Origin of the sequence: Pseudomonas sp. FSL R10-0056 (genome assembly GCF_009600105.1) — a bacterium.
Taxonomy (GTDB): Bacteria; Pseudomonadota; Gammaproteobacteria; order Pseudomonadales; family Pseudomonadaceae; genus Aquipseudomonas; species Aquipseudomonas bubulae.
The window spans coordinates 21,516-42,221 of the sequence record NZ_WIWL01000011.1 but is presented as its reverse complement, the minus strand read 5'-3'; the positions used below and the strand labels follow the sequence as shown (position 1 = coordinate 42,221).

The 20,706-nt window shown below is 57.5% G+C and carries 18 protein-coding genes; 8 read left to right on the top strand and 10 right to left on the bottom strand.

Annotated features, from left to right (window positions below; all coding sequences use genetic code 11):
- Positions 1-2 precede the first annotated feature (2 nt).
- The 3 genes from GHO42_RS00680 to GHO42_RS00670 are packed head-to-tail and all read right to left on the bottom strand — an operon-like array spanning position 3 to position 5,076.
- Positions 3-2,231, bottom strand: coding sequence for a hypothetical protein (locus tag GHO42_RS00680; RefSeq protein WP_178126951.1), 2,229 nt, complete (start codon positions 2,229-2,231; stop codon positions 3-5).
- Entirely contained in the window at positions 2,228-3,814 is a 1,587-nt protein-coding gene (locus tag GHO42_RS00675) for a site-specific integrase (RefSeq protein WP_133143778.1), read from the bottom strand. The genes GHO42_RS00680 and GHO42_RS00675 overlap by 4 nt, the downstream gene beginning before the upstream one ends.
- Positions 3,811-5,076, bottom strand: a complete 1,266-nt coding sequence (locus GHO42_RS00670; protein WP_048388104.1) for a site-specific integrase — start codon at positions 5,074-5,076, stop codon at positions 3,811-3,813. The genes GHO42_RS00675 and GHO42_RS00670 overlap by 4 nt, the downstream gene beginning before the upstream one ends.
- Before the next feature lie 147 nt (positions 5,077-5,223).
- Here GHO42_RS00670 and ettA point away from each other — a divergent pair, with 147 nt between their 5' ends.
- Positions 5,224-6,918 (top strand): energy-dependent translational throttle protein EttA, encoded by a 1,695-nt coding sequence (ettA, locus tag GHO42_RS00665; protein WP_133143777.1) that lies wholly within the window; start codon positions 5,224-5,226, stop codon positions 6,916-6,918.
- A 283-nt stretch (positions 6,919-7,201) separates the two neighbouring features.
- Positions 7,202-8,539: an NADP-specific glutamate dehydrogenase gene (gene gdhA / locus GHO42_RS00660; RefSeq protein ID WP_094999359.1), complete on the top strand. Its 1,338-nt coding sequence runs from the start codon at positions 7,202-7,204 to the stop codon at positions 8,537-8,539.
- A gap of 46 nt (positions 8,540-8,585) precedes the next feature.
- Here gdhA and GHO42_RS00655 read toward each other — a convergent pair whose 3' ends face one another.
- From GHO42_RS00655 to GHO42_RS00645, 3 genes are all read right to left on the bottom strand, one after another.
- A complete protein-coding gene (locus GHO42_RS00655) occupies positions 8,586-8,879 on the bottom strand; it encodes a chorismate mutase (RefSeq protein ID WP_133143776.1) in 294 nt (97 codons plus the stop codon).
- A 14-nt stretch (positions 8,880-8,893) separates the two neighbouring features.
- A complete protein-coding gene (locus GHO42_RS00650; RefSeq protein WP_095021254.1) occupies positions 8,894-10,747 on the bottom strand; it encodes a DUF4105 domain-containing protein in 1,854 nt (617 codons plus the stop codon).
- A gap of 79 nt (positions 10,748-10,826) precedes the next feature.
- Complete coding sequence (locus GHO42_RS00645) at positions 10,827-11,315, bottom strand: DUF3015 domain-containing protein (RefSeq protein WP_153327047.1); 489 nt, start codon at positions 11,313-11,315, stop codon at positions 10,827-10,829.
- Between the two features lie 273 nt (positions 11,316-11,588).
- Between GHO42_RS00645 and GHO42_RS00640 the strand changes: the two genes are divergently transcribed.
- Both GHO42_RS00640 and GHO42_RS00635 read left to right on the top strand, forming a co-directional pair.
- Positions 11,589-14,027 (top strand): Lon protease family protein, encoded by a 2,439-nt coding sequence (locus tag GHO42_RS00640; RefSeq protein WP_094999356.1) that lies wholly within the window; start codon positions 11,589-11,591, stop codon positions 14,025-14,027.
- 258 nt (positions 14,028-14,285) lie between these two features.
- Positions 14,286-14,597 (top strand): hypothetical protein, encoded by a 312-nt coding sequence (locus GHO42_RS00635; protein ID WP_094999355.1) that lies wholly within the window; start codon positions 14,286-14,288, stop codon positions 14,595-14,597.
- Positions 14,598-14,605: 8 nt separating this feature from the next.
- Here the strand turns inward: GHO42_RS00635 and GHO42_RS00630 are convergent, their stop codons facing one another.
- Positions 14,606-16,438, bottom strand: a complete 1,833-nt coding sequence (locus tag GHO42_RS00630; protein ID WP_133143774.1) for a hypothetical protein — start codon at positions 16,436-16,438, stop codon at positions 14,606-14,608.
- A 142-nt stretch (positions 16,439-16,580) separates the two neighbouring features.
- On the opposite strand from GHO42_RS00630, the gene GHO42_RS00625 reads away from it, so the two are divergent.
- Together GHO42_RS00625 and GHO42_RS00620 are read left to right on the top strand one after the other, a co-directional pair.
- Positions 16,581-17,069 (top strand): TIGR00645 family protein, encoded by a 489-nt coding sequence (locus tag GHO42_RS00625; protein WP_016779412.1) that lies wholly within the window; start codon positions 16,581-16,583, stop codon positions 17,067-17,069.
- Between the two features lie 124 nt (positions 17,070-17,193).
- Positions 17,194-17,811 (top strand): FKBP-type peptidyl-prolyl cis-trans isomerase, encoded by a 618-nt coding sequence (locus GHO42_RS00620; RefSeq protein WP_016779413.1) that lies wholly within the window; start codon positions 17,194-17,196, stop codon positions 17,809-17,811.
- A gap of 62 nt (positions 17,812-17,873) precedes the next feature.
- Here the strand turns inward: GHO42_RS00620 and GHO42_RS00615 are convergent, their stop codons facing one another.
- The 3 genes from GHO42_RS00615 to GHO42_RS00605 form a co-directional block, all read right to left on the bottom strand.
- Complete coding sequence (locus GHO42_RS00615; RefSeq protein ID WP_094999353.1) at positions 17,874-18,146, bottom strand: hypothetical protein; 273 nt, start codon at positions 18,144-18,146, stop codon at positions 17,874-17,876.
- A gap of 190 nt (positions 18,147-18,336) precedes the next feature.
- Positions 18,337-18,678 carry a zinc ribbon domain-containing protein YjdM gene (locus tag GHO42_RS00610; protein WP_094999352.1) on the bottom strand — a complete coding sequence of 114 codons (342 nt, stop codon included), beginning with the start codon at positions 18,676-18,678 and terminating at the stop codon, positions 18,337-18,339.
- A gap of 122 nt (positions 18,679-18,800) precedes the next feature.
- Positions 18,801-19,769 carry a polyprenyl synthetase family protein gene (locus GHO42_RS00605; RefSeq protein WP_094999351.1) on the bottom strand — a complete coding sequence of 323 codons (969 nt, stop codon included), beginning with the start codon at positions 19,767-19,769 and terminating at the stop codon, positions 18,801-18,803.
- Positions 19,770-20,009: 240 nt separating this feature from the next.
- Here GHO42_RS00605 and rplU point away from each other — a divergent pair, with 240 nt between their 5' ends.
- Positions 20,010-20,324, top strand: coding sequence for a 50S ribosomal protein L21 (gene rplU / locus GHO42_RS00600; protein ID WP_007901869.1), 315 nt, complete (start codon positions 20,010-20,012; stop codon positions 20,322-20,324).
- A gap of 34 nt (positions 20,325-20,358) precedes the next feature.
- Positions 20,359-20,634, top strand: coding sequence for a 50S ribosomal protein L27 (gene rpmA / locus GHO42_RS00595; protein ID WP_003443913.1), 276 nt, complete (start codon positions 20,359-20,361; stop codon positions 20,632-20,634).
- Positions 20,635-20,706 lie beyond the last annotated feature (72 nt).

The following is a 20,706-nucleotide window of genomic DNA, read 5'->3' as shown; positions in this document are numbered from 1 at the left end:
CGTTAACCCTCGATCTCATCAAGCAAAGCTAAGACGTCATCCAACGATGACAACGCCTCTTGCGTCTGGTTCTCTTCAATGACTTTGACCTCGATCAGCCCCGACATTGCGGCGGCATTTTTGGTCAGCGTCCAACCGTTATCGGCGTTCCACACAATGTCACCGTTTTCGAGTTCGGAGTTTTCCAGCATTTGGATTAGCGCCTCGCACTTAAAGAGCTTCTCACCCAGTTTTTTGGCCGACTCCGATGCCCCAAACACACCCCGAGACCGTGCATCCAGGGCTTTATCGAGGCGGCGTTTGAGGTCGTCGCTTTCTTCCTTGAGGTTGGCCAACTTCACCTCATCCCCCTTGACGCAGCCAAGCCGCCCGCAGTCCAGACAAGCGCCCATTTTCGGGCAGGGCTCGGACGCGAAGTTGTGCACACAAACGCCGAGATGGGTTTGATGGATAATGCGGTCCTGCTCACCCTCGCGCAGTTCCATCACCTCAATCAGGCTCAGTGGCTGATTGGTTTTGACCTTCTCCAGACGCTGAGTCGCTGTGCTCTGCTTGGTTTTGGGGTGGTACGCCGCAACCCCTTGAGTGCGCTCCTCGATGGTCTCGTGGTTGTAGACCGATCCCATCGTCGTGCGCCCGGAGAAGGCGTCAATCAGCAGCTGCGACAGACCGGCCTGGTGCATCCGCGTGTTCAATTCGTGCCGAAACGCGTGCGTGTTGACCTTGACACCGGGGTATCCATGGCGCTCGAACAGACTTTTCCTTACCGGGTTGTTCGAACCGCCTAATTCCACAGCCATTCGGATAGTGCTCACCGCGATCTCTACACCAAACCCGTGTGTCACAGCAATGTGGCTTGAGTCTTCAGCCAGCGCTCCCGTGCGCACGGTGAACAAGGCATCACGGTACTTCACCCGTGCTTTACCCTGCGTGTACGACGTGGTGTATGGAAAATCCTTCGGGAGATACTTCTCCCGCAACAGCACATTGAGCTTGCGCAGCGTGATCACACACCGGTCGTCAAACTCAACACCCTGGAGCTTGCCCTTGGCGCGGATCTGCTTCCCTGTGCTGGTATCCCATCCTTCACGGATTTCGGCCAACAGGTCTCGGGCGGCGGGGCTGAGCGCCTTTTTCTGCTCCAGGGGTTTGAGGAAGTTGGCATTGAATTGGGATCGCCAAGCGTTCTCACGACTGGAGAGTTTCAGCGCGGCACAGGCTTCGGCACAGGTGAGCGGTTCATCAGGTCCCTTGGGGGGCAGCCCTTCATGGGGCGGGAACTCATCGGGATGGTCTTCCAGCCAGGCGGCGTAAGCCCGCGCCTCATCGGTGATCGGTTGCAGTAAGGTGATGACACGCTCGACGACCGGCTCCATCTCGGGCTTAACGACGGGCTTCAGCGTGACCTGGTTTATCTTTTCCGCATACCAGCGCAGGAACAGGCGCCCCTTACCCTGGGTGTCCTCTTTGAACACTAGGCAATCCAATTCAATATCCGCCAATTCACCCACACGACTCGGGGCGCTCAGCAACAGCGCACAGGCGGATGTCACAACGATATCGAGCGGGCGTGTCAATTCGTTATTGAACATCTCCCCGAGCGCTTTGATCGCTTCGGGCCTGGGCAGCTTCTGTTCCCGATCCTCTTTTTGTTGCTTGAGTGTGCCACGGGGCTTCAGCGTCAGCGGAGAGGTCCACCGAAAATCGGTCTTGAGCAGTTTTTTGGCCCGCATCAGGGGGATGAGGGCCGCAAGTGCCAGCCCGGAACGGTATGCGGTGTCGCCTTTTGCCCAGTGACGGTTCAGGTGCTCGCACGCTTTATTACAGACCGCGGCGGACACCTGCGTCACATCCCGCGTGCCGGTCAACTCGAACAGGGCGGCTTCCAGCACCTTCAGGGCATCCAGCCACTCTCCAACAGCCTTTTTCTGCAAATACACCCGCCGGTACACCATGATGGCCTTGGCAAACTCCGTGAAGGGTGCCTGTATCGCCTTCGGGGCAACTCTGGTCGATCCCAGTGCCGTGAAGCTGCAGCTTTTGAGGCCATGCTCGTGCCAACTGCCGTCTTCCCAGCAAATACTCTCGTGCACGCGATTGGGAATGCCTTTGGGCAGGGTCTGTTTTGCCCATTGGATAACCGCCGCGAGCTGAGCCTCCGCAGCCAGTTGGCTCCTGGGCTTAAAATCGACAATATTGTTCGTCGGCTCAGAATCAAACGCATCGGTCACTCGCCTTTCCTCCCTGATTGGCGCATGGCCTCACAATCCAGAATCACCTTGCGGCACGCCAGAATGGCCCGATCCCAGAGCACGCCGGTCGTTTTATCCGTGGCAAGGGTTTGCGCCCGACGACGCTCCAACCGCTCCAGAACCGCGCCGTGATCGGCGTCCAGCAGGGGTTGGAATTTTCCGCAGGGATAACAAGTGAAGGGGGCATCGAGATGGCAGGTGGCAATGGCACCGCACACTGCCACATCCTCGATTTGTCGATCCGCTCGATCCCCGTTCTTTGCTGAGGTGCGATCCGTGACGATGATCCCGGTGAACGCATTCACAACCAAGGCCAGATGGTCGCTCATCTTCGCGTCGATCAACGCCAGCAGTTCAGCCGACACCTGGCGGTACTTTCGCACTGTCTGAGTATTTTTGTGCATCAATGCGCGGGCCATCGACCACTCGTCCAGCCCCGCATTGGACAGGTCCGTGCCGAGGGTGTGCCTGAACCGGTGTCCCCGTGTCACTTTCAGCGGCTGATGGGTGCGAGGCGAAATCGGAAAGCCCTCCATCCGCTCGATTCGCTTAAGCCATCTCCGAACCGTGGTTGATCCAACATGAAAGATCGGCTGCGGTGCCTCTTCGAGGGCTTTTTGCAGGGGGCTATCCAGCAAAACAGGGGGATCAAACCGCTCCGAAAATTCTGCCTCATCATCCAGCTTCCGACGAAAGAGCGGCACATTCTCAATGGCTGCATTCCAGTCGGCACCGTCTGGATAGGTTTGCCAGAGTTGCGCCAGAACCATGTCCTTGTAAGCCTGCACGGTGTTGTAGAGGTCCTCATCCAGACTGAAGGTTTCGGACTTTGTTCGCCAACCCGCCTCGTCGTCTTTTTGCTTTGCCCAATGAAACCTGACCTTGCAGCCCTGGTCGGTTTTCGTGAAATCACCAAAAACCATCATGCGTACCTGAGCGCCACGCTGCCCGTAAATCATCAACAGGCGCAGATACAGGTACTGCTCGGGATCTAGCTGACCGTGACAGAACTGCTCATGTATCCATTGGTGCAGCGCGTCCTGCTCCACCTGCGTGAGCGGGCCTTCTTCGGGGGCCAGGCTGAGGACCACATCCTTGCTGGAACCCTTTTTCCTGGGCAGTGCCTGGTAGGCCTCGATCAGGGTTCGCGGCGGACGTTGTTCGAGGGATTCGCAGTCGTGCCAAAAGGCCATGAAAGCGCCGAGAGTACTGGATTCGTTCCCGTTAAAGCGCTCCCGCAGAGCGATCAGGTGATTCTCGTTGAGCGGGTCAAGCCCGGCCTGAGCAGCCCGCGACAACACACTGGCGAGCTGAGCAACCGAGTCCGCTACCTGATCGGCCATTCGATACGCCAGGGCGGCGTGCAACCAGGGCTGCCAATCCGGCGAGACGCAGGCAAGGGCCGCTTCCCAGTTGACTGAGATTCTGGCCGATTTATCCGGTTTCCACATTGGTTCTGCGGGTGTGAACACCTCCCCACATTTCGCCAAGCGAGGCGCGCTCAGCCATGCATCGAGGCTGTCCTTCGTGGGTGCCTGAAGTGCTTCGACGGCGATGTTCACGCTGAACCTCCTGGTGTCGTGCCGGCTTTCTGACGATTGGCCTTAAACCGCTCGGCCCGTTTCTGTATCGCTTTGTCTGCCTCCTCCTTCCAGAACTTCGCGCCGTAGAGGCCGGGCATGTTCGATTCGGGACTCCAGCCGAACATCCATGTGAGGGTCTTTTGAACTTGCGTGGTGCGATCCTCCGGCGTGAACGCTGCCAGCTCCTCACGCATGCTTTCCAGCATCGTGTAGACCGCGTCATGCCTGAGAATATGCGGGTGCACATGAGCCATTTCCGGCGCTATTTCTCGAACCCTGGACAGAACGCCATCGATTGCCTTGATGGTCAGAGGCCCGCCCTCATTTCGCTTGTGCGCCACCAGCAAAAACGGATGCTTCCTCGCTTGCGATGTGCCGCTACGGGGCCTTCTTTGGCGATATTTCGATTCGTACTCAGTAATCGCGTCATAGAGTTCATCGGTCATCACCAACATGCGCTCGTGGGTTTTGAATTGCGGAGCCATCGTTCGCGGATCGAGGCTCTCATCCTCCAGGTTGACCACCGCCAGTTGACGACTGTGCCAGTGAATATCGCTGGTCTTGATCAGCAGCATCTCGGAGCGTCGCAGCCCCATGTCGAGTCCCAACAGCAAAATGATGTAGTTACGCAGCCTGATTGCGCCATCTGAAAAGGGGTTCTCGGCGCTATTCGGATGCATGATTTCCAGCAATCGAGTTCGCTCCTGACTCGTTAGGCCCTTCATCTCTTCCGTTCGCTTTTTTTTCCACGCAGGTCTGGCTGCTTTGATCTTGCGGTTGATGCGCTTCTTCAGATCGTCAACCGCCTCATATCGTGTTGAGTGATCACCCAACTTGTCATAGAGGAAGCCCAGATAGTCGCGTACCGCTTCGATTCGCTGCTGCGCATGGGCTTTGCCAACGGATCTGTATGCAGTCGGATGTAAACGTATCCCCGCATACTTCATGGCCAAGGTTTCCTTGCGAAACCCCGCGTCCGACACAAATCTAGAAAGCTCACTGTCTGTCAGGTATTGGCTGTGAGGGCGCTGTTCGAGGCGAGAAATCAGATCAATGGAGGAAAAGGACAGAAACTGTTCAAGCACAATCAGATGCTCAAGGTACTTCTTTGTTGTTTCCAGTGCTCTGCCGGAGTGCTCCATGGTGATGTAAAGATTGGGGTAGTAAACCGGGATGCAGTCTTGCACCAGCAGCTTTCTACGAGCACCATTCACAATCTGCTCTATGACCTGGAAATCCATGTTGCTCCCTCATAAAACATAACTTTTCTAAGTATAGTCAGGAACAGGGTAAGGTCAATGCAGAACCTAACGTTTTGCTTTCCAGAATTTAAGCGTTTTCGCTACCATTAAAGCACTGAAAACACAGGATTAAAGGCGAATCAAACCATGTCAAAAAGTGACAAAGCAGGCAAAACAGGCTCTTACGTTTTCACCATGCATCGGCTGAGCAAAGTTGTTCCGCCGAAGCGGGAAATCCTGAAAAACATCTCCCTGTCGTTTTTCCCGGGGGCCAAAATCGGCGTACTCGGCTTGAACGGTTCGGGTAAATCCACCCTGTTGAAAATCATGGCAGGCGTTGACACCGAGTTCGACGGCGAAGCCCGTCCGATGCCGGACCTGAACATCGGTTACCTGCCGCAGGAACCGCAGCTGGATCCGAGCAAAACCGTACGCGAAGTGGTTGAAGAAGCCGTTAGCGTGATCAAGGACGCTCAGGCGCGTCTTGATCAAGTGTATGCCGAATATGCCGACCCTGATGCCGACTTCGACAAGCTGGCCGCAGAACAGGCCAAGCTCGAAGCGATCCTGCAAGCAAGCGACGGGCACAACCTTGAGCGCCAGCTGGAAGTTGCAGCCGATGCGCTGCGCCTGCCGGCCTGGGATGCCAAGGTAGAGCACCTGTCGGGTGGTGAGAAGCGCCGTGTTGCCCTTTGTCGCCTGCTGCTGTCGGCCCCGGACATGCTGCTGCTCGATGAACCGACCAACCACCTGGATGCCGATTCGGTCGCCTGGCTGGAGCACTTCCTGCACGACTTCCCGGGTACCGTGGTTGCGATTACGCACGACCGTTACTTCCTGGATAACGTAGCGGGCTGGATTCTGGAGCTTGACCGCGGTGCGGGCATTCCTTACGAGGGCAACTATTCGGGCTGGCTGGAAGCCAAGTCCGATCGTCTGGCCCAGGAATCCAAGCAGCAGTCGGCCCATGAAAAGGCCATGAAAGACGAGCTGGAATGGGTTCGCAAAGGTGCCAAGGCGCGTCAGTCCAAGTCCAAGGCCCGTCTGCAACGTTTCGAAGAACTGCAGTCGCAGGAATTCCAGAAGCGCAGCGAAACCAACGAAATCTACATCCCGGCCGGTCCGCGCCTGGGTGACAAGGTTATCGAGTTCAAGAACGTCTCCAAGGGTTACGGCGATCGCGTGCTGATCGACAACCTGTCGTTCGCCATGCCCAAAGGCGCCATTGTTGGCGTGATCGGTGGTAACGGTGCCGGTAAATCGACCCTGTTCCGCATGCTGATGGGCAAGGAACAGCCGGATTCGGGCAGCATCGAAATCGGTGAAACCGTGCAACTGGCGTGCGTTGACCAGAGCCGTGACGACCTGGATGGCAGCAAGACGGTGTTCCAGGCGATTTCTGACGGTTCCGATGTGATCCGTATTGGTAACTATGAAATCCCGTCGCGTACCTATGTAGGTCGTTTCAACTTCAAAGGTGGCGATCAGCAGAAGTTCGTCAAGGATCTGTCCGGTGGTGAGCGTGGTCGCCTGCACCTGGCCCTGACCTTGAAAGAGGGCGCCAACGTGCTGCTGCTCGACGAACCGTCCAACGACCTTGACGTTGAGACATTGCGTTCGCTTGAAGAAGCACTGCTGGACTTCCCTGGCGCCGCCATTGTGATCTCTCACGATCGGTGGTTCCTTGACCGCGTCGCGACTCACATCCTGGCGTACGAAGACGACTCGCAGGCGATCTTCTTCGAAGGTAACTACACCGAGTACGAAGCTGACCGTAAAAAGCGCCTCGGCGAAGCGGCTACCCTGCCGCACCGTGTGCGTCACAAAAAACTGGCCCAGTAAGGGCAGTTTGCATAACAGAACGGCGCCTTCGGGCGCCGTTTTTTTTGCGCATCACAAACCTTTTCCCCCTCCCACAATGGGATTTTGGCGTTTATAAGTTGGTGCGAAACTGGGTACAAGAAGTATTTTTTTGGTGCGCAAAAGCCCGATAAATCGGTGCTATTTATATAAATGCACCATTTAAATTCATAACTGCGACATTTTGCGCTGTCGCGGTGCCACATGAATTGATAAAGTTCCGGTCAATCTCCGTTTAACGACAATAAATTTGCCGAGACTTACCATGATCGAATCCGTCGACCAGTTCCTTGCCCGCCTGAAAAAACGTGACCCGGACCAACCAGAATTCCACCAGGCAGTGGAAGAGGTCCTTCGCAGTCTGTGGCCGTTTCTTGAAGCCAATCCGCATTATCTGACTTCAGGGATTCTTGAGCGCATTTGCGAACCAGAGCGTGCGATCGTGTTCCGCGTTTCGTGGGTAGATGACGAAGGCAAAGTGCGGGTTAACCGCGGCTTCCGTATCCAGATGAACAGCGCCATTGGTCCGTACAAGGGCGGTCTGCGTTTTCATCCGTCGGTGAATCTGGGCGTCCTCAAGTTTCTGGCCTTTGAGCAAACCTTCAAGAACTCCCTGACCTCCTTGCCCATGGGCGGCGGCAAGGGCGGTTCGGACTTCAACCCCAAGGGCAAGAGCGACGCCGAAGTCATGCGTTTCTGCCAGGCCTTTATGAGCGAGCTGTATCGCCATATCGGTTCGGATGTTGATGTGCCAGCAGGCGACATCGGTGTCGGCGCCCGCGAAATCGGCTTTATGTTTGGTCAGTACAAGCGCCTGAGCAACCAGTTCACCTCCGTATTGACCGGCAAAGGCATGAGCTACGGTGGCAGTCTGATCCGTCCTGAAGCTACCGGCTTTGGTTGTGTGTACTTCGCCCAGGAAATGCTCAAGCGCAGCGGCCAGCGCATCGACGGCAAGCGCGTGGCGATTTCGGGCTCGGGTAACGTGGCGCAATACGCCGCGCGCAAGGTCATGGACCTGGGCGGCAAGGTTATTTCGCTGTCGGATTCCGAAGGCACGCTGTATTGCGAAGCCGGTTTGAGCGAAGAGCAGTGGGAAGCGCTCATGGAACTGAAAAACGTCAAGCGCGGCCGTATCAGCGAGTTGGCGGGGCAGTTCGGGGTTGAATTCCTGGCAGGGCAGCACCCGTGGAGCCTGGCGTGTGATATCGCGCTGCCATGCGCTACCCAGAATGAGCTGGACGCTGAAGCGGCCCGTACGTTGCTGGCCAATGGCTGCGTGTGCGTGGCTGAAGGTGCGAACATGCCGACCACCCTGGAAGCGGTCGATCTGTTTATCGAAGCAGGTATTTTGTTTGCACCGGGCAAGGCATCCAACGCCGGTGGCGTGGCGGTGAGCGGGCTGGAAATGTCGCAAAACGCCATGCGTCTGCTGTGGACGGCCGGCGAAGTGGACAGCAAGTTGCACAACATCATGCAGTCGATCCACCACGCTTGCGTGCACTACGGCGAGGAAAACGGGCGGATCAACTACGTAAAAGGCGCGAACATTGCCGGTTTCGTCAAAGTTGCCGACGCAATGCTGGCCCAAGGCGTGGTGTAACCCCATCCTGTGGGAGCGGGCAAGCCCGCTCCCACATTGGGGCTGTCTATTTTGCAAGCGTCTTGTGTTCAGCCAGTTCCTGTTCGATAAAGGCCGCGATCATGGCGCGGTAGACGCTTTCAGTGACGTCCGGGTTGGCGCCCAGCTCATCGGCCAACGTCCGCACCTTGCCAATCAGCTGCTCAACCCGCTGCGGCGCCCTGACCGCATCGCTGTCTTTTTTAAACCGCGCCGCTTGCGATACGTAAGCCCCGCGCTCGGCGATCAGGCCGACAATCTGGCGATCCAGCCCATCGATTTTCTCGCGCACCTGCTCGAGGGAATCACAATTAACAACCATGTCTTGAAAACTCCTTAGTAGTGATACCACTTCAGCTCCAGCATCACTTCGTTGATAGGGGTGGTCAGTTTGCTGAACTCACGCTGTGCGCTCAGGCGCAGACCAAGATTTCGCGAAACTTCCCATTGCTGATTAAGGCTCAGGCTACGACGGACTTCACCGTTGGTGAAGTAGTCGCCCTTGGCTTCCAGGCTCAGGTTGCCCACCGGGTTACGCCAAAGAAGCCCGGTATTGAAGCCCGCTGCCGGTGACACAAACGCCGCGAAGTCGTTGTTGTGCTCGATGCGTACCGTACCGAGAGCGAAACCGAGCATATTGTCCGCCAATTGCCAGGTGCCGCCTGCACCGCCATTGACATGACTGACCAGGTTTTCGTCGCCATGCTTGCCGAGTACCCGTTCCAGCCCGCCGCCCACTTGCCATGACCAGGGTTGCAGCAGGTCATTGCGCGGGGTCAGGGAGCGGATATTGGCCAGGTCCAGTTGTTGCACTTGCCACTTGTTGCCTTCGTACTGGCGCAGTTTCAGTTGCAGAATTTCAATCTGCGCGCCCAGGGGAAAGCCCGGTGCGTTGTCGTTGAGGTCGTGGTAAGCCATGCGCAGGCCATATTCGGCAAAGGCCTTGTCGTCACGGCTACCGGCGCCCAGCTGCCAGGTGCGCGACTCGTGGCCGTTTTCAGGCAGTTCGGGTTTGTCGACTTGCAGTTCTGGCGCGGGGTTCTGATTGATCGCCCGTAGCAGTTCGAAACTGCGCTGCGAGCGTGCAGGATCGCGCTCAAGGCCATTGGCCCGGTACCGCTCAAGCCGGTAAGCCGCGTCGATAATCAACGCCTGGCGCGCTTTGGGTAGCGCCTTGAAGGCCGGGGTTTGCAATTGGGCTTGATCGGCGCTGACCTGCAATACCCATTGCTGCTCTTCTGGATCGAGGGCCTTGGCCCGGTCCAGCAGCTCCCGTTCGCGGGACGGGCGGTACTCGATACTTTCAACCAGTCCGGCTTCCTTGACCGCTTTCACGGTGTCGGTGGGGATCGCGGTCAGCGGAAACTGGGTGGTCAGTTGCAGGCCCGGGCGGGCCACTTGCAGCAGCTCCAGCAGGCGGTAGGAGCAGTTTTCGTCAAAGAAGAAATAGTCGAACTGGATCTGTTTGAGTTCCCACACATGTTCAACCATGCGTTGGGTTTCTTCGGGTGTCAGATTAAGGCGGTATTCCCACAGGTCGCGGTTTTCAAGGCTCCGGTACTCCGAGAGTTTCTCCTGATAGGGCACCAGGGCGAACAGGCCCGGATAGCCACCGGCCAAGCCCTTCCAGGCGTACAGGATACTGTTGTCGGAACCCTCGATATAGGCGCCGAAGTTGATCGCGTAGCTGAGCAGGGCGGTCTTGTTGTCCTGCACATCGGCCTGGTCGATGCGTAACAGGGTATGGCCGAACATGGAGGACGGGCTGTTGAGGTAGGCCGCCGGGAAAATCATCACCGTGCTGTGGGGTGCCACGTCCTTGAACCATTGGCTGAACTCTGCGCATTCGGCCTTGGGCAGGTCGGTCAGATTCAGTTGGGCCTTGAGCCAGCGGGTACGGGCCGGGTACACGCACTGCGGGTGTTTGTCGCCCAGGCTCAAGGGCGCATACAACGCCTCAACCGTGGCACGCAGTTCGGCATCAGGGTGATGGGCGCCCTGGGCGGCGAGAAAGAATTTGTCGTCGCTGACATAGCTTCGCCAGCCGCTCAGCTTGCCGGCTTCGTAGTGCCCCAGCGAAATCCAGAAAGGGTCGTTGGCCAACTGCTGCACACGTTGATCGTCGATATGGGGTGCGGCATACAGCGGGGCGCAGGCACAGAGCGCCAGATAGGCAAGGCGTTTGAGCATGTTCGGCAACTGTTGTCAGACGAAGAGAAGTGAAGCAGGAGAATACCCGCTCCGAGAGGAGCGGGCGGGTCTCATTTACTTACGCCGCGGTGGCGTATTTGGCCAGGCGTGCATCGCCCTTGAGGATGACCAGAGTATTGCTGTGTACGTCTTCAGCCGTGACATCGGCTTTGCTGAAGATTTGCTGGAAGTGCTCGTGGGTGACGGCGGCGAAATGCTCGCGGTCTTCAGGGGCGACGCCCAGTACCACCGCGTAGGTGGTCAGTGCTTCGCCATTGCCTTTGGCCATGTCTTCGGACAGCTCGTTCATCATGCCATTCATGGCAATCCACGATTTGCCGCCGTAAGTCAGGGCGTCCTTGGTGGTACAGCCGTTGGTGCCGGAGGTCATGCCGAAGGTGGCGTTGCCGGACGTGCCGTTTGTGGTGGATGCCAGGAAGTGGGCAGGAGTGCCGCGCTGGCCTTCAAACAGCATGTTGCCCCAACCGCAGTTAGGGCCGCCCGGTGCCTGGGCCATGGCGTTGAGGGAAACAACTGTAAAGAGAGTACCAAGAAGAATCCGTTTCATAAGCTTTGTTCTCTATAGGTATGCAACCAATGGACAAGGGTTTCTGGCCCTGAAGCGCCAGTACGGGCCGGTTATACCGTCCAGCCGCGTAACAGCTTGGAGTCTAGGCACGTTCGGGGGGTTCCGTGGCTTTTTGTAAAACAATCGCTGTTGCTGCACATTTTTGGCCCCTAAACATTGGGGGGCGTGCTTTCCCGTGTTGTTCGCCTTGCCAGTGATGTGCAGCCAGCGCCAGAATGCTGCCATCTGCCCCGCCCGATGTAAGGAAGCCCGATGCCTGATTCTGTTGCCACCAGCTTGCGTCTAGCGCCTGATGCGCTAACCCGTCCTTTTTCTGCTGAACAGTTCAGCTTCTCGAACACCAATGATCTGGAGCCTTTTCGCGGCATTCTCGGCCAGGAACGTGCGGTCGAGGCCTTGCAGTTCGGCGTGGCCATGCCACGTCCGGGTTACAACGTTTTTGTCATGGGCGAGCCGGGAACCGGTCGTTTCTCGTTCGTCAAACGCTACCTCAAGGCCGAGGGCAAGCGCCTGAAGTCGCCGAGCGACTGGGTCTACGTCAACAACTTCGATGAGCCCCGTGAGCCGCGAGCCCTGGAGCTGCCGTCCAGTAGCGCTGGTGCCTTTATTGGCGATATCAATCACTTGATCGACAACCTGCTGGCGACCTTCCCGGCAGTGTTTGAACACCCGACGTATCAACAACGCAAAAGCGCGATCGACCGCGGCTTCAATCAGCGTTACGACCGTGCGCTGGATGTGATCGAGCGTCTGGCCCTGGAAAAAGGCGTGGCGCTCTATCGCGACAGCAGCAACGTGGCATTTACGCCGATGAGTGATGGCAAGGCGCTGGATGAGGCCGAGTTTTCGCAATTGCCTGAGGCTGATCGTGAACGCTTCCATGAAGATATTTCCGAGCTGGAGGAGCGACTGAACGAAGAGCTGGCCAGTCTGCCGCAGTGGAAGCGTGAGTCGAACAATCAGCTGCGCCAACTGAACGAAGAAACCATCACCCTGGCCCTGCAGCCGTTGCTGTCGCCGTTGTCGCAAAAATACGCCGAAAATGCCGCGGTTTGCGGTTATCTGCAGGCGATGCAGGTTTACTTGCTGAAAACCGTGGTCGAGCAACTGGTCGACGACAGCAAGACCGACGCCCAGGCGCGCAAGCTGCTTGAAGAGCAGTACCTGCCGAGCCTGGTGGTAGGGCAGCCGCTAAGCGGCGGTGCGCCGGTAGTGTTCGAGCCGCACCCGACCTACGACAACCTGTTTGGCCGTATCGAATACAGCACTGACCAGGGCGCGCTCTACACCACTTATCGACAGTTGCGCCCGGGCGCCTTGCACCGTGCCAATGGCGGCTTTTTGATTCTTGAAGCCGAGAAAATGCTCAGCGAGCCTTTTGTCTGGGATGCTCTCAAGCGTGCCCTGCAATCGCGCAAGCTGAAGATGGAGTCGCCGCTGGGCGAAATGGGGCGCCTGGCCACCGTGACGCTCAACCCGCAGGTCATCCCCCTGCAGGTCAAGGTCATCATCATCGGTGCCCGCCAGCTGTATTACACGCTGCAGGACCTGGATCCGGACTTCCAGGAAATGTTCCGGGTTCTGGTGGACTTCGACGAAGATATCCCGATGGTTGATGAGAGCCTTGAGCAGTTTGCCCAGTTGCTCACTACACGCACTTCGGAAGAAGGCATGGCACCGCTGACCGCCGGTGCAGTGGCGCGGCTGGCGACCTACAGCGCGCGTCTGGCCGAGCACCAGGGACGTTTGTCGGCGCGTATTGGCGATCTGTTCCAACTGGTCAGCGAAGCGGACTTCATCCGTCACCTGGCGGGCGATGAAATGACCGATGCGGGTCATATCGAGCGTGCGCTCAAGGCCAAGGCAACCCGTACCGGACGAGTCTCGGCGCGTATCCTGGATGACATGCTGGCGGGGATCATCCTGATCGATACCGATGGCGCGGCCGTGGGCAAGTGCAACGGCCTGACGGTGCTGGAAGTCGGCGACTCGGCCTTTGGTGTGCCTGCGCGGATTTCCGCCACGGTGTATCCGGGCGGCAGCGGTATTGTCGATATCGAGCGCGAAGTTAACCTGGGGCAGCCGATCCACTCCAAGGGCGTGATGATTCTGACCGGATACCTGGGCAGCCGTTATGCTCAGGAGTTTCCGCTGGCGATTTCGGCCAGCATCGCGCTGGAGCAGTCCTACGGTTATGTCGATGGCGACAGTGCGTCGCTGGGGGAGGCCTGTACGCTGATTTCGGCACTGTCAAAAACCCCGCTCAAGCAGTGTTTTGCCATTACCGGCTCGATCAACCAGTTCGGCGAAGTGCAGGCCGTGGGTGGGGTCAACGAGAAAATCGAAGGCTTCTTCCGACTCTGCGAAGCACGCGGGCTGACAGGCGAGCAGGGCGCGATCATTCCGCAGGCCAACGTGGCTACCCTGATGCTGGACGAGAAGGTGCTGCAGGCAGTGCGTGATGGCAAGTTCCACGTCTATGCCGTGCGTCAGGCCGATGAGGCCCTGAGTTTGCTGGTGGGTGAGCCTGCGGGAGAGCCGGATGCAGAGGGACAATTCCCGGAAGGCAGCGTCAATGCCCGGGTAGTCGAGCGGTTGCGGGTGATTGCTGAAATGATCAACGACGACGACCTCAAGGAAGCCGAAAAGGAGTTGCTGGCGGAAGCCCTGGCAGCGAAAAAACCGGCCTGATCCCTTAAAGCGAAACCTGTGGGAGCGGGCTTGCTCGCGATGCGAACGACGCGGAGGAATGGTTACACCGCGGCAATCCAATCGCGGGCAAGCCCGCTCCCACAGATCTGCGATGCCAATCGACAAAGCCGTTGGTCATTGGTGACTTTTCATACGCAAATTTTCTTCTATTCTCAGGTCATGGACACCACTGTCGTCACCGGATCGATGCAGCCCGTAGTCTGCGGCTGAAGACAGACTCTACCGAGGGTCGCCGTCATGTCGCGCAACCTTTGCCTTACTCGCCAATGCTTGGGCCTGGTGACCCGTATTGAATGCAGCATTCGACCGCTGGCAGGCAACAACGGGATGTGGACACTGCTCTTCGCCGCCGGCCTGGCAGGCGAACAACCCTCAACGATCAAGGCGCAGGGCCCGTTCCCAGGGCCGTTCGTGGCCGAAACCATTCTTGAATCAATCGTTGAAAGCCTGACCCTGCATGGCTATGAACTCGCCAACGACCCGCAGATCTGGTGCCTGCATGTGCAGGCCCAGTTGCGGCAGATCAATGGCGGGCGTTGCCACGGCTAGGCAGCGTTTTATTGTGGCGTGCTGGCTTCAGGGGCTTTGTCGAGTTTGACTTCAAATCCGTACTCGACAGGGTTCAGCGCGGTGCGGGCATAGCTTTCCAGTCGGGTCGGCTGGCCATAAAAGTAGTGCACGTCAAATGCGGGCGCCCCATCGGGCTCGCTTCTATGGCTGACTGCGGCCACTTCCTTCAGATAATTACCCGTGTCGTCCTTGGCATAAAAGCGCCAGGCCTCGGCCGGGAACACTTTTTGATCAACGATCAGGGCATTGCCTTTGAGCTCAAGGCCTTTGGGCAGGCGGGTGATATCCAGCTCTTGCTTGTCGATGTCGGCAATAAACAGGGGGATTGAGCCCACCGCATAGGCTGGCGTTTCGGGGAACAGGTTGAGGTCGTAGGTGATAACGCCTGCATGCGGGTCCACATCGAAGGCTTCGGCGGGCAGTTCCAGTGGCTCGCTGCGATTACCGTTGTCGTCTTCAGCAAAAAAGGTCACCGGCGCGTCAGACCTGTCCGGGAGCGTACCGAGCATTTCACCGTTGAAAGTGGCAGGGTGGCTGAACTCAAGGGACGCGGCACTGGCATCGTCCACCGACTGGCTGATCACCACGCTTTTTTCCAGTTGCTCGGGTGCCAGCGTGGCGTCTTTCAAATAGTTGGCGGCCTGATCGTCATACACCACAACGTTGAGCGGCAGGGGCTGTATGTCTTTGCCCAGCACGTTTTTGTCCAGTGTACGCACAGGCAGGTCGAGGGACTTGCGGGTGACATTGGCGGTGGAGAAATCGAGCACGTTGATGTCGACATTTTCCACGGTACCGTTGAAGTACACCTTGCTGTAGTGATGCGGGTGCTGCTGATCGAAGGCCTTTTGCTCGTTATCCAGTTGTTGCTCGAAAGCGTCACTCCAGGCAGTTTGCTTGAGCATTTCGGCCAATTGCTGCTGATAAAACGCCAGTTGTTCGGCGTTTTCGTTGATTGAGCCTGAGCGTGTCAGGAACTGCCCGGTACGGTCGCGGGCCTGGATGATCAGCGGATTGAGCGGGGTGTCACGCACTTGTTCGGCCAGTGCAGCGCTGTTGACGATATCCACTTCGGCAAAGTTCTTGCCCAGTGCCAGCAGGGTTACGCTGATCGTGCCGTCGGTGCTGGTTTTACCCACGTCCTTGGCAGTGAGGTTGAAATTGACCACTTTGCCCGGCGCGATGACTTCGACTTTGCCGTGCAGTGTCAGGGGTTGAGGTTGTTGGGTGTTGGCGGTTTCAACCCCGTCGATATAGGGGTAAGTGACGGTCAGGTCGTCAGGGTTGCTCAGGTTGGCGCTGGAGGGGCTCAGCTGGATGCCGGGATCGCTCTCGGACCATTCTGGCGCAAAAGGCACCTCTTGCTTGTTGCTCAGGGTCACCGACTGCCATTCCAGCGCATGGGGGAACGGGAACTCGGATGCACTGTTAAGCGGGAACGGGAAGACCGGCTCCAGGTCCGTCAGGTAATCGGAACTTGTATTTTTGCGCAGTACAAACAAACCGTTGATATAGGTATCGGTAAGCGCCTGGCTGCTCGGGTAGTGCTTGAGCACCGCCAGGTCGTCGGCACCGTATTCGGTTTCTATCGGCTTGTCTTGCAGCTTGAGGCGTGCCCGTTCGAGCAACAACAAGGAGCCGCCGAGGTCGGCCACAGCATCCTTGAGCTGCTGATCCTTGATCCCGTCCAGGCTCTGTTCGAACGCTGCGCTGCGTTCCTCAAGGCTGGCCTGCTGATGTTCGTCGTCAGGAGAGCAGCCGCCGACAGCGAGCAAAGCCATCGAAAGCCCAAAACAAGCCAGGGGGAATCGCAGATCCATGGTTCGGTTTTCCTGTCCGTAAACAATGCTGAGAGGGTGGACACTAGCAGAAAATGTTTTTACAGGCTGTTTCCAAGCCTTTAACACAGTGCTTTTCGCACTGATATACTCGCGCCCATTTTGTAATAGCCTGTGAGATTCAATGGAACGCTTTATCGAAAACGCAATGTACGCCTCGCGCTGGATTTTGGCGCCTATTTACTTCGGGCTCTCACTGGGCCTGCTGGCTTTGGCATTGAAGTTCTTTCAGGAAGTGTTTCACGTAATCCCCAACGTGTTTGCGCTAACTGAGTCTGACTTGATCCTGGTCATTCTGTCGCTGATCGACATGGCGCTGGTAGGCGGTTTGCTGGTCATGGTGATGATTTCCGGTTATGAGAACTTTGTTTCGCAACTGGATATCGACGAGCACAAGGAGAAGCTCAGCTGGTTGGGCACCATGGACTCCACCTCGCTGAAGATGAAAGTCGCGGCATCGATTGTGGCCATTTCGTCGATCCACCTGCTGCGGGTGTTTATGGACGCGCGCAATATCGAGACCGAGTACCTGATGTGGTACGTGATTATTCACATGACCTTTGTGGTGTCGGCGTTTGCAATGGGCTATCTGGACAAGCTGACCAAACACTGAAGCCAACCCCGGGCTGCGAAGGCTTTGGGGGCTGTGGTAGTCTGCTGGCCCTTTTTTGGTTCAGGGTGTTCGGGGTCGCGGTTGACGCGGCTTCTTTCCGGCCCCTCCACAGCGGAGCAGTGTTATGTCCGAAGTAAATCTGTCGACCGACGAAACCCGCGTCAGCTACGGCATTGGCCGCCAGTTGGGCGACCAGTTGCGCGACAACCCGCCGCCTGGCATCAGCCTGGATGCAATCCTGGCTGGTCTGACTGACGCCTACGCAGGCAAGGAAAGCCGTGTAGGCCAGGAAGAAATGTCGGCTAGCTTTAAGGTGATCCGCGAGATCATGCAAGCTGAAGCCGCTGCCAAGGCAGAAGCTGCTGCGGGCGAAGGCAAGGCTTTCCTGGCTGAAAACGCCAAGAAAGACGGTATCACCACCCTGGCTTCCGGCCTGCAATTTGAAGTGGTAACCGCGGGTGAAGGCGCCAAGCCATCCCGTGAAGACACCGTACGTGTTCACTACCACGGCACCCTGATTGATGGCACTGTGTTCGACAGCTCCTACGATCGTGGTCAGCCGGCTGAATTCCCGGTTGGCGGCGTGATCGCTGGCTGGACTGAAGCCCTGCAACTGATGAACGCCGGTAGCAAATGGCGCATCTACGTGCCGAGCGAACTGGCCTACGGCGCCCAGGGCGTTGGCAGCATTGCTCCGCACAGCGTGCTGGTATTCGACGTAGAGCTGCTGGACGTTCTGTAAGAACCCCGCGTTTTAACGTTGGCTGCGGGTTTGCTGGCAAACCCGCAGCTACACCGGTGCCGTCATATCTGTATCTTGGCGTGGTGCGGGTGAGTGTCAGTCGTGCCGCAAGGGCGCAATGCCCGGGCATAGCAGAACAGAAACAGATTGCGCACCAACTCCTTGAGCACCACCGGCTCGCTGGAATTGAGGCCGTTGAAATCCAGGTCGCCCTGATCCTGTAGCTCGCTTAGTGCTTCTTCTTCCAGTACCGCACAGACTTCCCCGGTTTCCCGATGCAGGATTCGCAGATAAGGGTGTGGACGGTCCAGCCAGGCATCAATTAAATAAGTCATGGTCGTCATCTCCTTGATGAATACCAATGAGAATAATTCTTATTCAATTAATAGCAAGTGCCTATTGGCGGATTTCTGATCTTTCTGCGTTAGAACTGCTGGGGATCAAGGTTGCTGGCTTTTTGATGTTGCTGGGCGGGGGAGGGTGTAGCACCTTCCTGCGCAGGGCACAGGAAGGCATGCAGCAGAATCAGACCTTGCGTACGAACTCGGATTTGAGTTTCATCGGGCCAATGCCATCGATCTTGCAGTCGATATCGTGGTCGCCGTCGCACAGGCGGATATTCTTGACCTTGGTGCCCACTTTAACCACCAGGGAAGTACCCTTGATTTTCAGGTCCTTGATCACGGTGATGGTGTCACCGTCGGTCAGTACGGTGCCTGCGGAGTCTTTGTAGACTTTCACGTCATCGGCTGTTTCAGCGTCGCCACTGGCAGACCACTCGTGGGCGCATTCCGGGCAGATCAGCTGGGCGCCGTCTTCGTAGGTGTATTCGGAATTGCATTTTGGGCAGGGTGGCAACGTGCTCACTCAAAGCTCCTTAAGAGTCAGGATGGCTAAAAGGCACGTATTGTATAGGGTTTTAGTGCGAGGCGGGTAATGGCGGGGCAGATTGACCCTGTGGGAGCGGGCTTGCCCGCTCCCACAGGCAGTCAGTGCGTGCGTGCTACAGCAAACTCGCTCAGCTCAACCAGCGCATCGCGGTATTCGCTTGGCGGCAAGGCTTCGAGGCACACAATGGCGCGGGCCACGAAGTCGCGAGCCAGCTGGGCGGTGTAGTCCAGGGAACCAGAGGCCTCAACGGCTTCGCGAATGCTCTCCAGGTCCTCGATACCGCCTTTCTGGATCGCTTTGCGCACCAGGGCTGCCTGTTCAGGCGTGCCTTCACGCATGGTGTAGATCAGCGGCAGGGTCGGTTTGCCTTCGGCCAGATCGTCACCGACGTTCTTGCCCAGGGTTTCTGCATCGCCACGGTAGTCGAGCAGGTCGTCCACCAGCTGGAATGCCACGCCCAGGTGATCGCCAAAGGTGCGCAGCGCTTCGCTCTGTTCCGGCGTGGCACCGGCCAGCGCTGCAGCGCTGTGGGTCGAAGCCTCGAACAGCATCGCGGTCTTGCCGCGGATGACTTCCATGTAGGTTTCTTCGGTGGTGCTGGCGTCGCGCACTTTGGACAGCTGCAATACTTCGCCTTCGGCGATGATGCGGGTGGCTTGCGACAGGATTTTCATCACTGGCATCGAGCCCAGCTCAACCATCATCTCGAAGGAGCGCGAGTACAAAAAGTCGCCGACCAGTACGCTGGGGGCATTGCCCCAGGTAGCATTGGCAGTCTTGCGGCCACGGCGCATGCCCGACATGTCGACCACGTCGTCGTGCAGCAGGGTGGCGGTGTGCAGGAACTCAATGGTGGCGGCCAGCAGGCGCAAGTCGTCGCCTTCGCGACCCAGGGCCTTGCCACACAGCAACACTAATAAAGGACGCAGGCGCTTGCCGCCGGCCGAAGTAATGTAGTCGCCGATTTTTGAGACCAGCGGTACGCGTGAAGTCAGCTGCTTCTTGATGATGCCATCGACGGCGCTAAAATCGTCCGCCACCGCGCGGTAGAAAGCTTGGGGTTGCATCAGCGACAGGTGCTCCAGAAGGGTTGCGCGGCATGCTAGGTCGGGGGGCTGGGCCTGTCAAGGCGGATGGACGGCCCCTTGCAAGCCTGACTTGCCTTGCGTACAATCGCGCACCCTGAACTTCCTGGGCAGCACCTGCCTTACGCAATTGCATCTGGGCCGTTCCAGCCCCATGCAGCCATGCCAGCCAATACCTTTACCTATAAAGCGCTGGGTGAGCAGGATTATCGGAGAAATACCATGTCGTACGCAGTAATCGTTACTGGTGGCAAGCAATACAAAGTAGCTCCAGGTGAATACCTGAAGATCGAAAAACTGGAAATCGCTACCGGCGAATCCGTAACTTTTGATCGCGTTCTGTTGGTCGCCAATGGCGATGACGTGAACATCGGCGCTCCAGTTGTACCTGGCGCCACTGTTGTGGCTGAGGTGATCTCCCAAGGTCGTCACGATAAAGTCCGCATCATCAAGTTCCGTCGTCGTAAGCACCACATGAAGCGTATGGGCCACCGCCAGTGGTACACCGAGATCAAAATCACCGGTATTCAGGCTTAATTTCAGCCTAATTCCTCACTAGGAGAATTGACTCATGGCACACAAAAAAGCTGGTGGTAGTACCCGTAACGGTCGCGACTCAGAAGCCAAACGCCTTGGCGTGAAGATGTATGGCGGCCAGGCTATCATTCCGGGCAACATCATCGTGCGTCAGCGCGGCACCCAATTCCACGCTGGCTACGGCGTTGGTATGGGCAAAGATCACACCCTGTTCGCGAAAGTGGAAGGCGTGATCAAGTTCCAGGTTAAAGGCGCCTTCGGTCGTCGCTATGTAAGCATCGTTCCGAAGACTGCAGTCGTCGCGGCGTAATAGCTTGGTAGCTGGAAGAGCCCTGTCTTGCGACGGGGCTTTTTCGTTTGTGGGGTGAGTCTCTTGCAAAAC

Coding starts and splice junctions, on each gene's coding strand:
- GHO42_RS00625 (WP_016779412.1), top strand. CDS start 16,581: ATGGAACGCTTTATCGAAAACGCAATGTACGCCTCGCGCTGGATTTTG.
- rpmA (WP_003443913.1), top strand. CDS start 20,359: ATGGCACACAAAAAAGCTGGTGGTAGTACCCGTAACGGTCGCGACTCA.
- GHO42_RS00650 (WP_095021254.1), bottom strand. CDS start 10,747: ATGCTCAAACGCCTTGCCTATCTGGCGCTCTGTGCCTGCGCCCCGCTG.
- gdhA (WP_094999359.1), top strand. CDS start 7,202: ATGATCGAATCCGTCGACCAGTTCCTTGCCCGCCTGAAAAAACGTGAC.
- GHO42_RS00620 (WP_016779413.1), top strand. CDS start 17,194: ATGTCCGAAGTAAATCTGTCGACCGACGAAACCCGCGTCAGCTACGGC.
- GHO42_RS00630 (WP_133143774.1), bottom strand. CDS start 16,438: ATGGATCTGCGATTCCCCCTGGCTTGTTTTGGGCTTTCGATGGCTTTG.
- GHO42_RS00605 (WP_094999351.1), bottom strand. CDS start 19,769: ATGCAACCCCAAGCTTTCTACCGCGCGGTGGCGGACGATTTTAGCGCC.
- GHO42_RS00655 (WP_133143776.1), bottom strand. CDS start 8,879: ATGGTTGTTAATTGTGATTCCCTCGAGCAGGTGCGCGAGAAAATCGAT.
- ettA (WP_133143777.1), top strand. CDS start 5,224: ATGTCAAAAAGTGACAAAGCAGGCAAAACAGGCTCTTACGTTTTCACC.
- rplU (WP_007901869.1), top strand. CDS start 20,010: ATGTCGTACGCAGTAATCGTTACTGGTGGCAAGCAATACAAAGTAGCT.
- GHO42_RS00635 (WP_094999355.1), top strand. CDS start 14,286: ATGTCGCGCAACCTTTGCCTTACTCGCCAATGCTTGGGCCTGGTGACC.
- GHO42_RS00670 (WP_048388104.1), bottom strand. CDS start 5,076: ATGGATTTCCAGGTCATAGAGCAGATTGTGAATGGTGCTCGTAGAAAG.
- GHO42_RS00615 (WP_094999353.1), bottom strand. CDS start 18,146: ATGACTTATTTAATTGATGCCTGGCTGGACCGTCCACACCCTTATCTG.
- GHO42_RS00640 (WP_094999356.1), top strand. CDS start 11,589: ATGCCTGATTCTGTTGCCACCAGCTTGCGTCTAGCGCCTGATGCGCTA.
- GHO42_RS00645 (WP_153327047.1), bottom strand. CDS start 11,315: ATGAAACGGATTCTTCTTGGTACTCTCTTTACAGTTGTTTCCCTCAAC.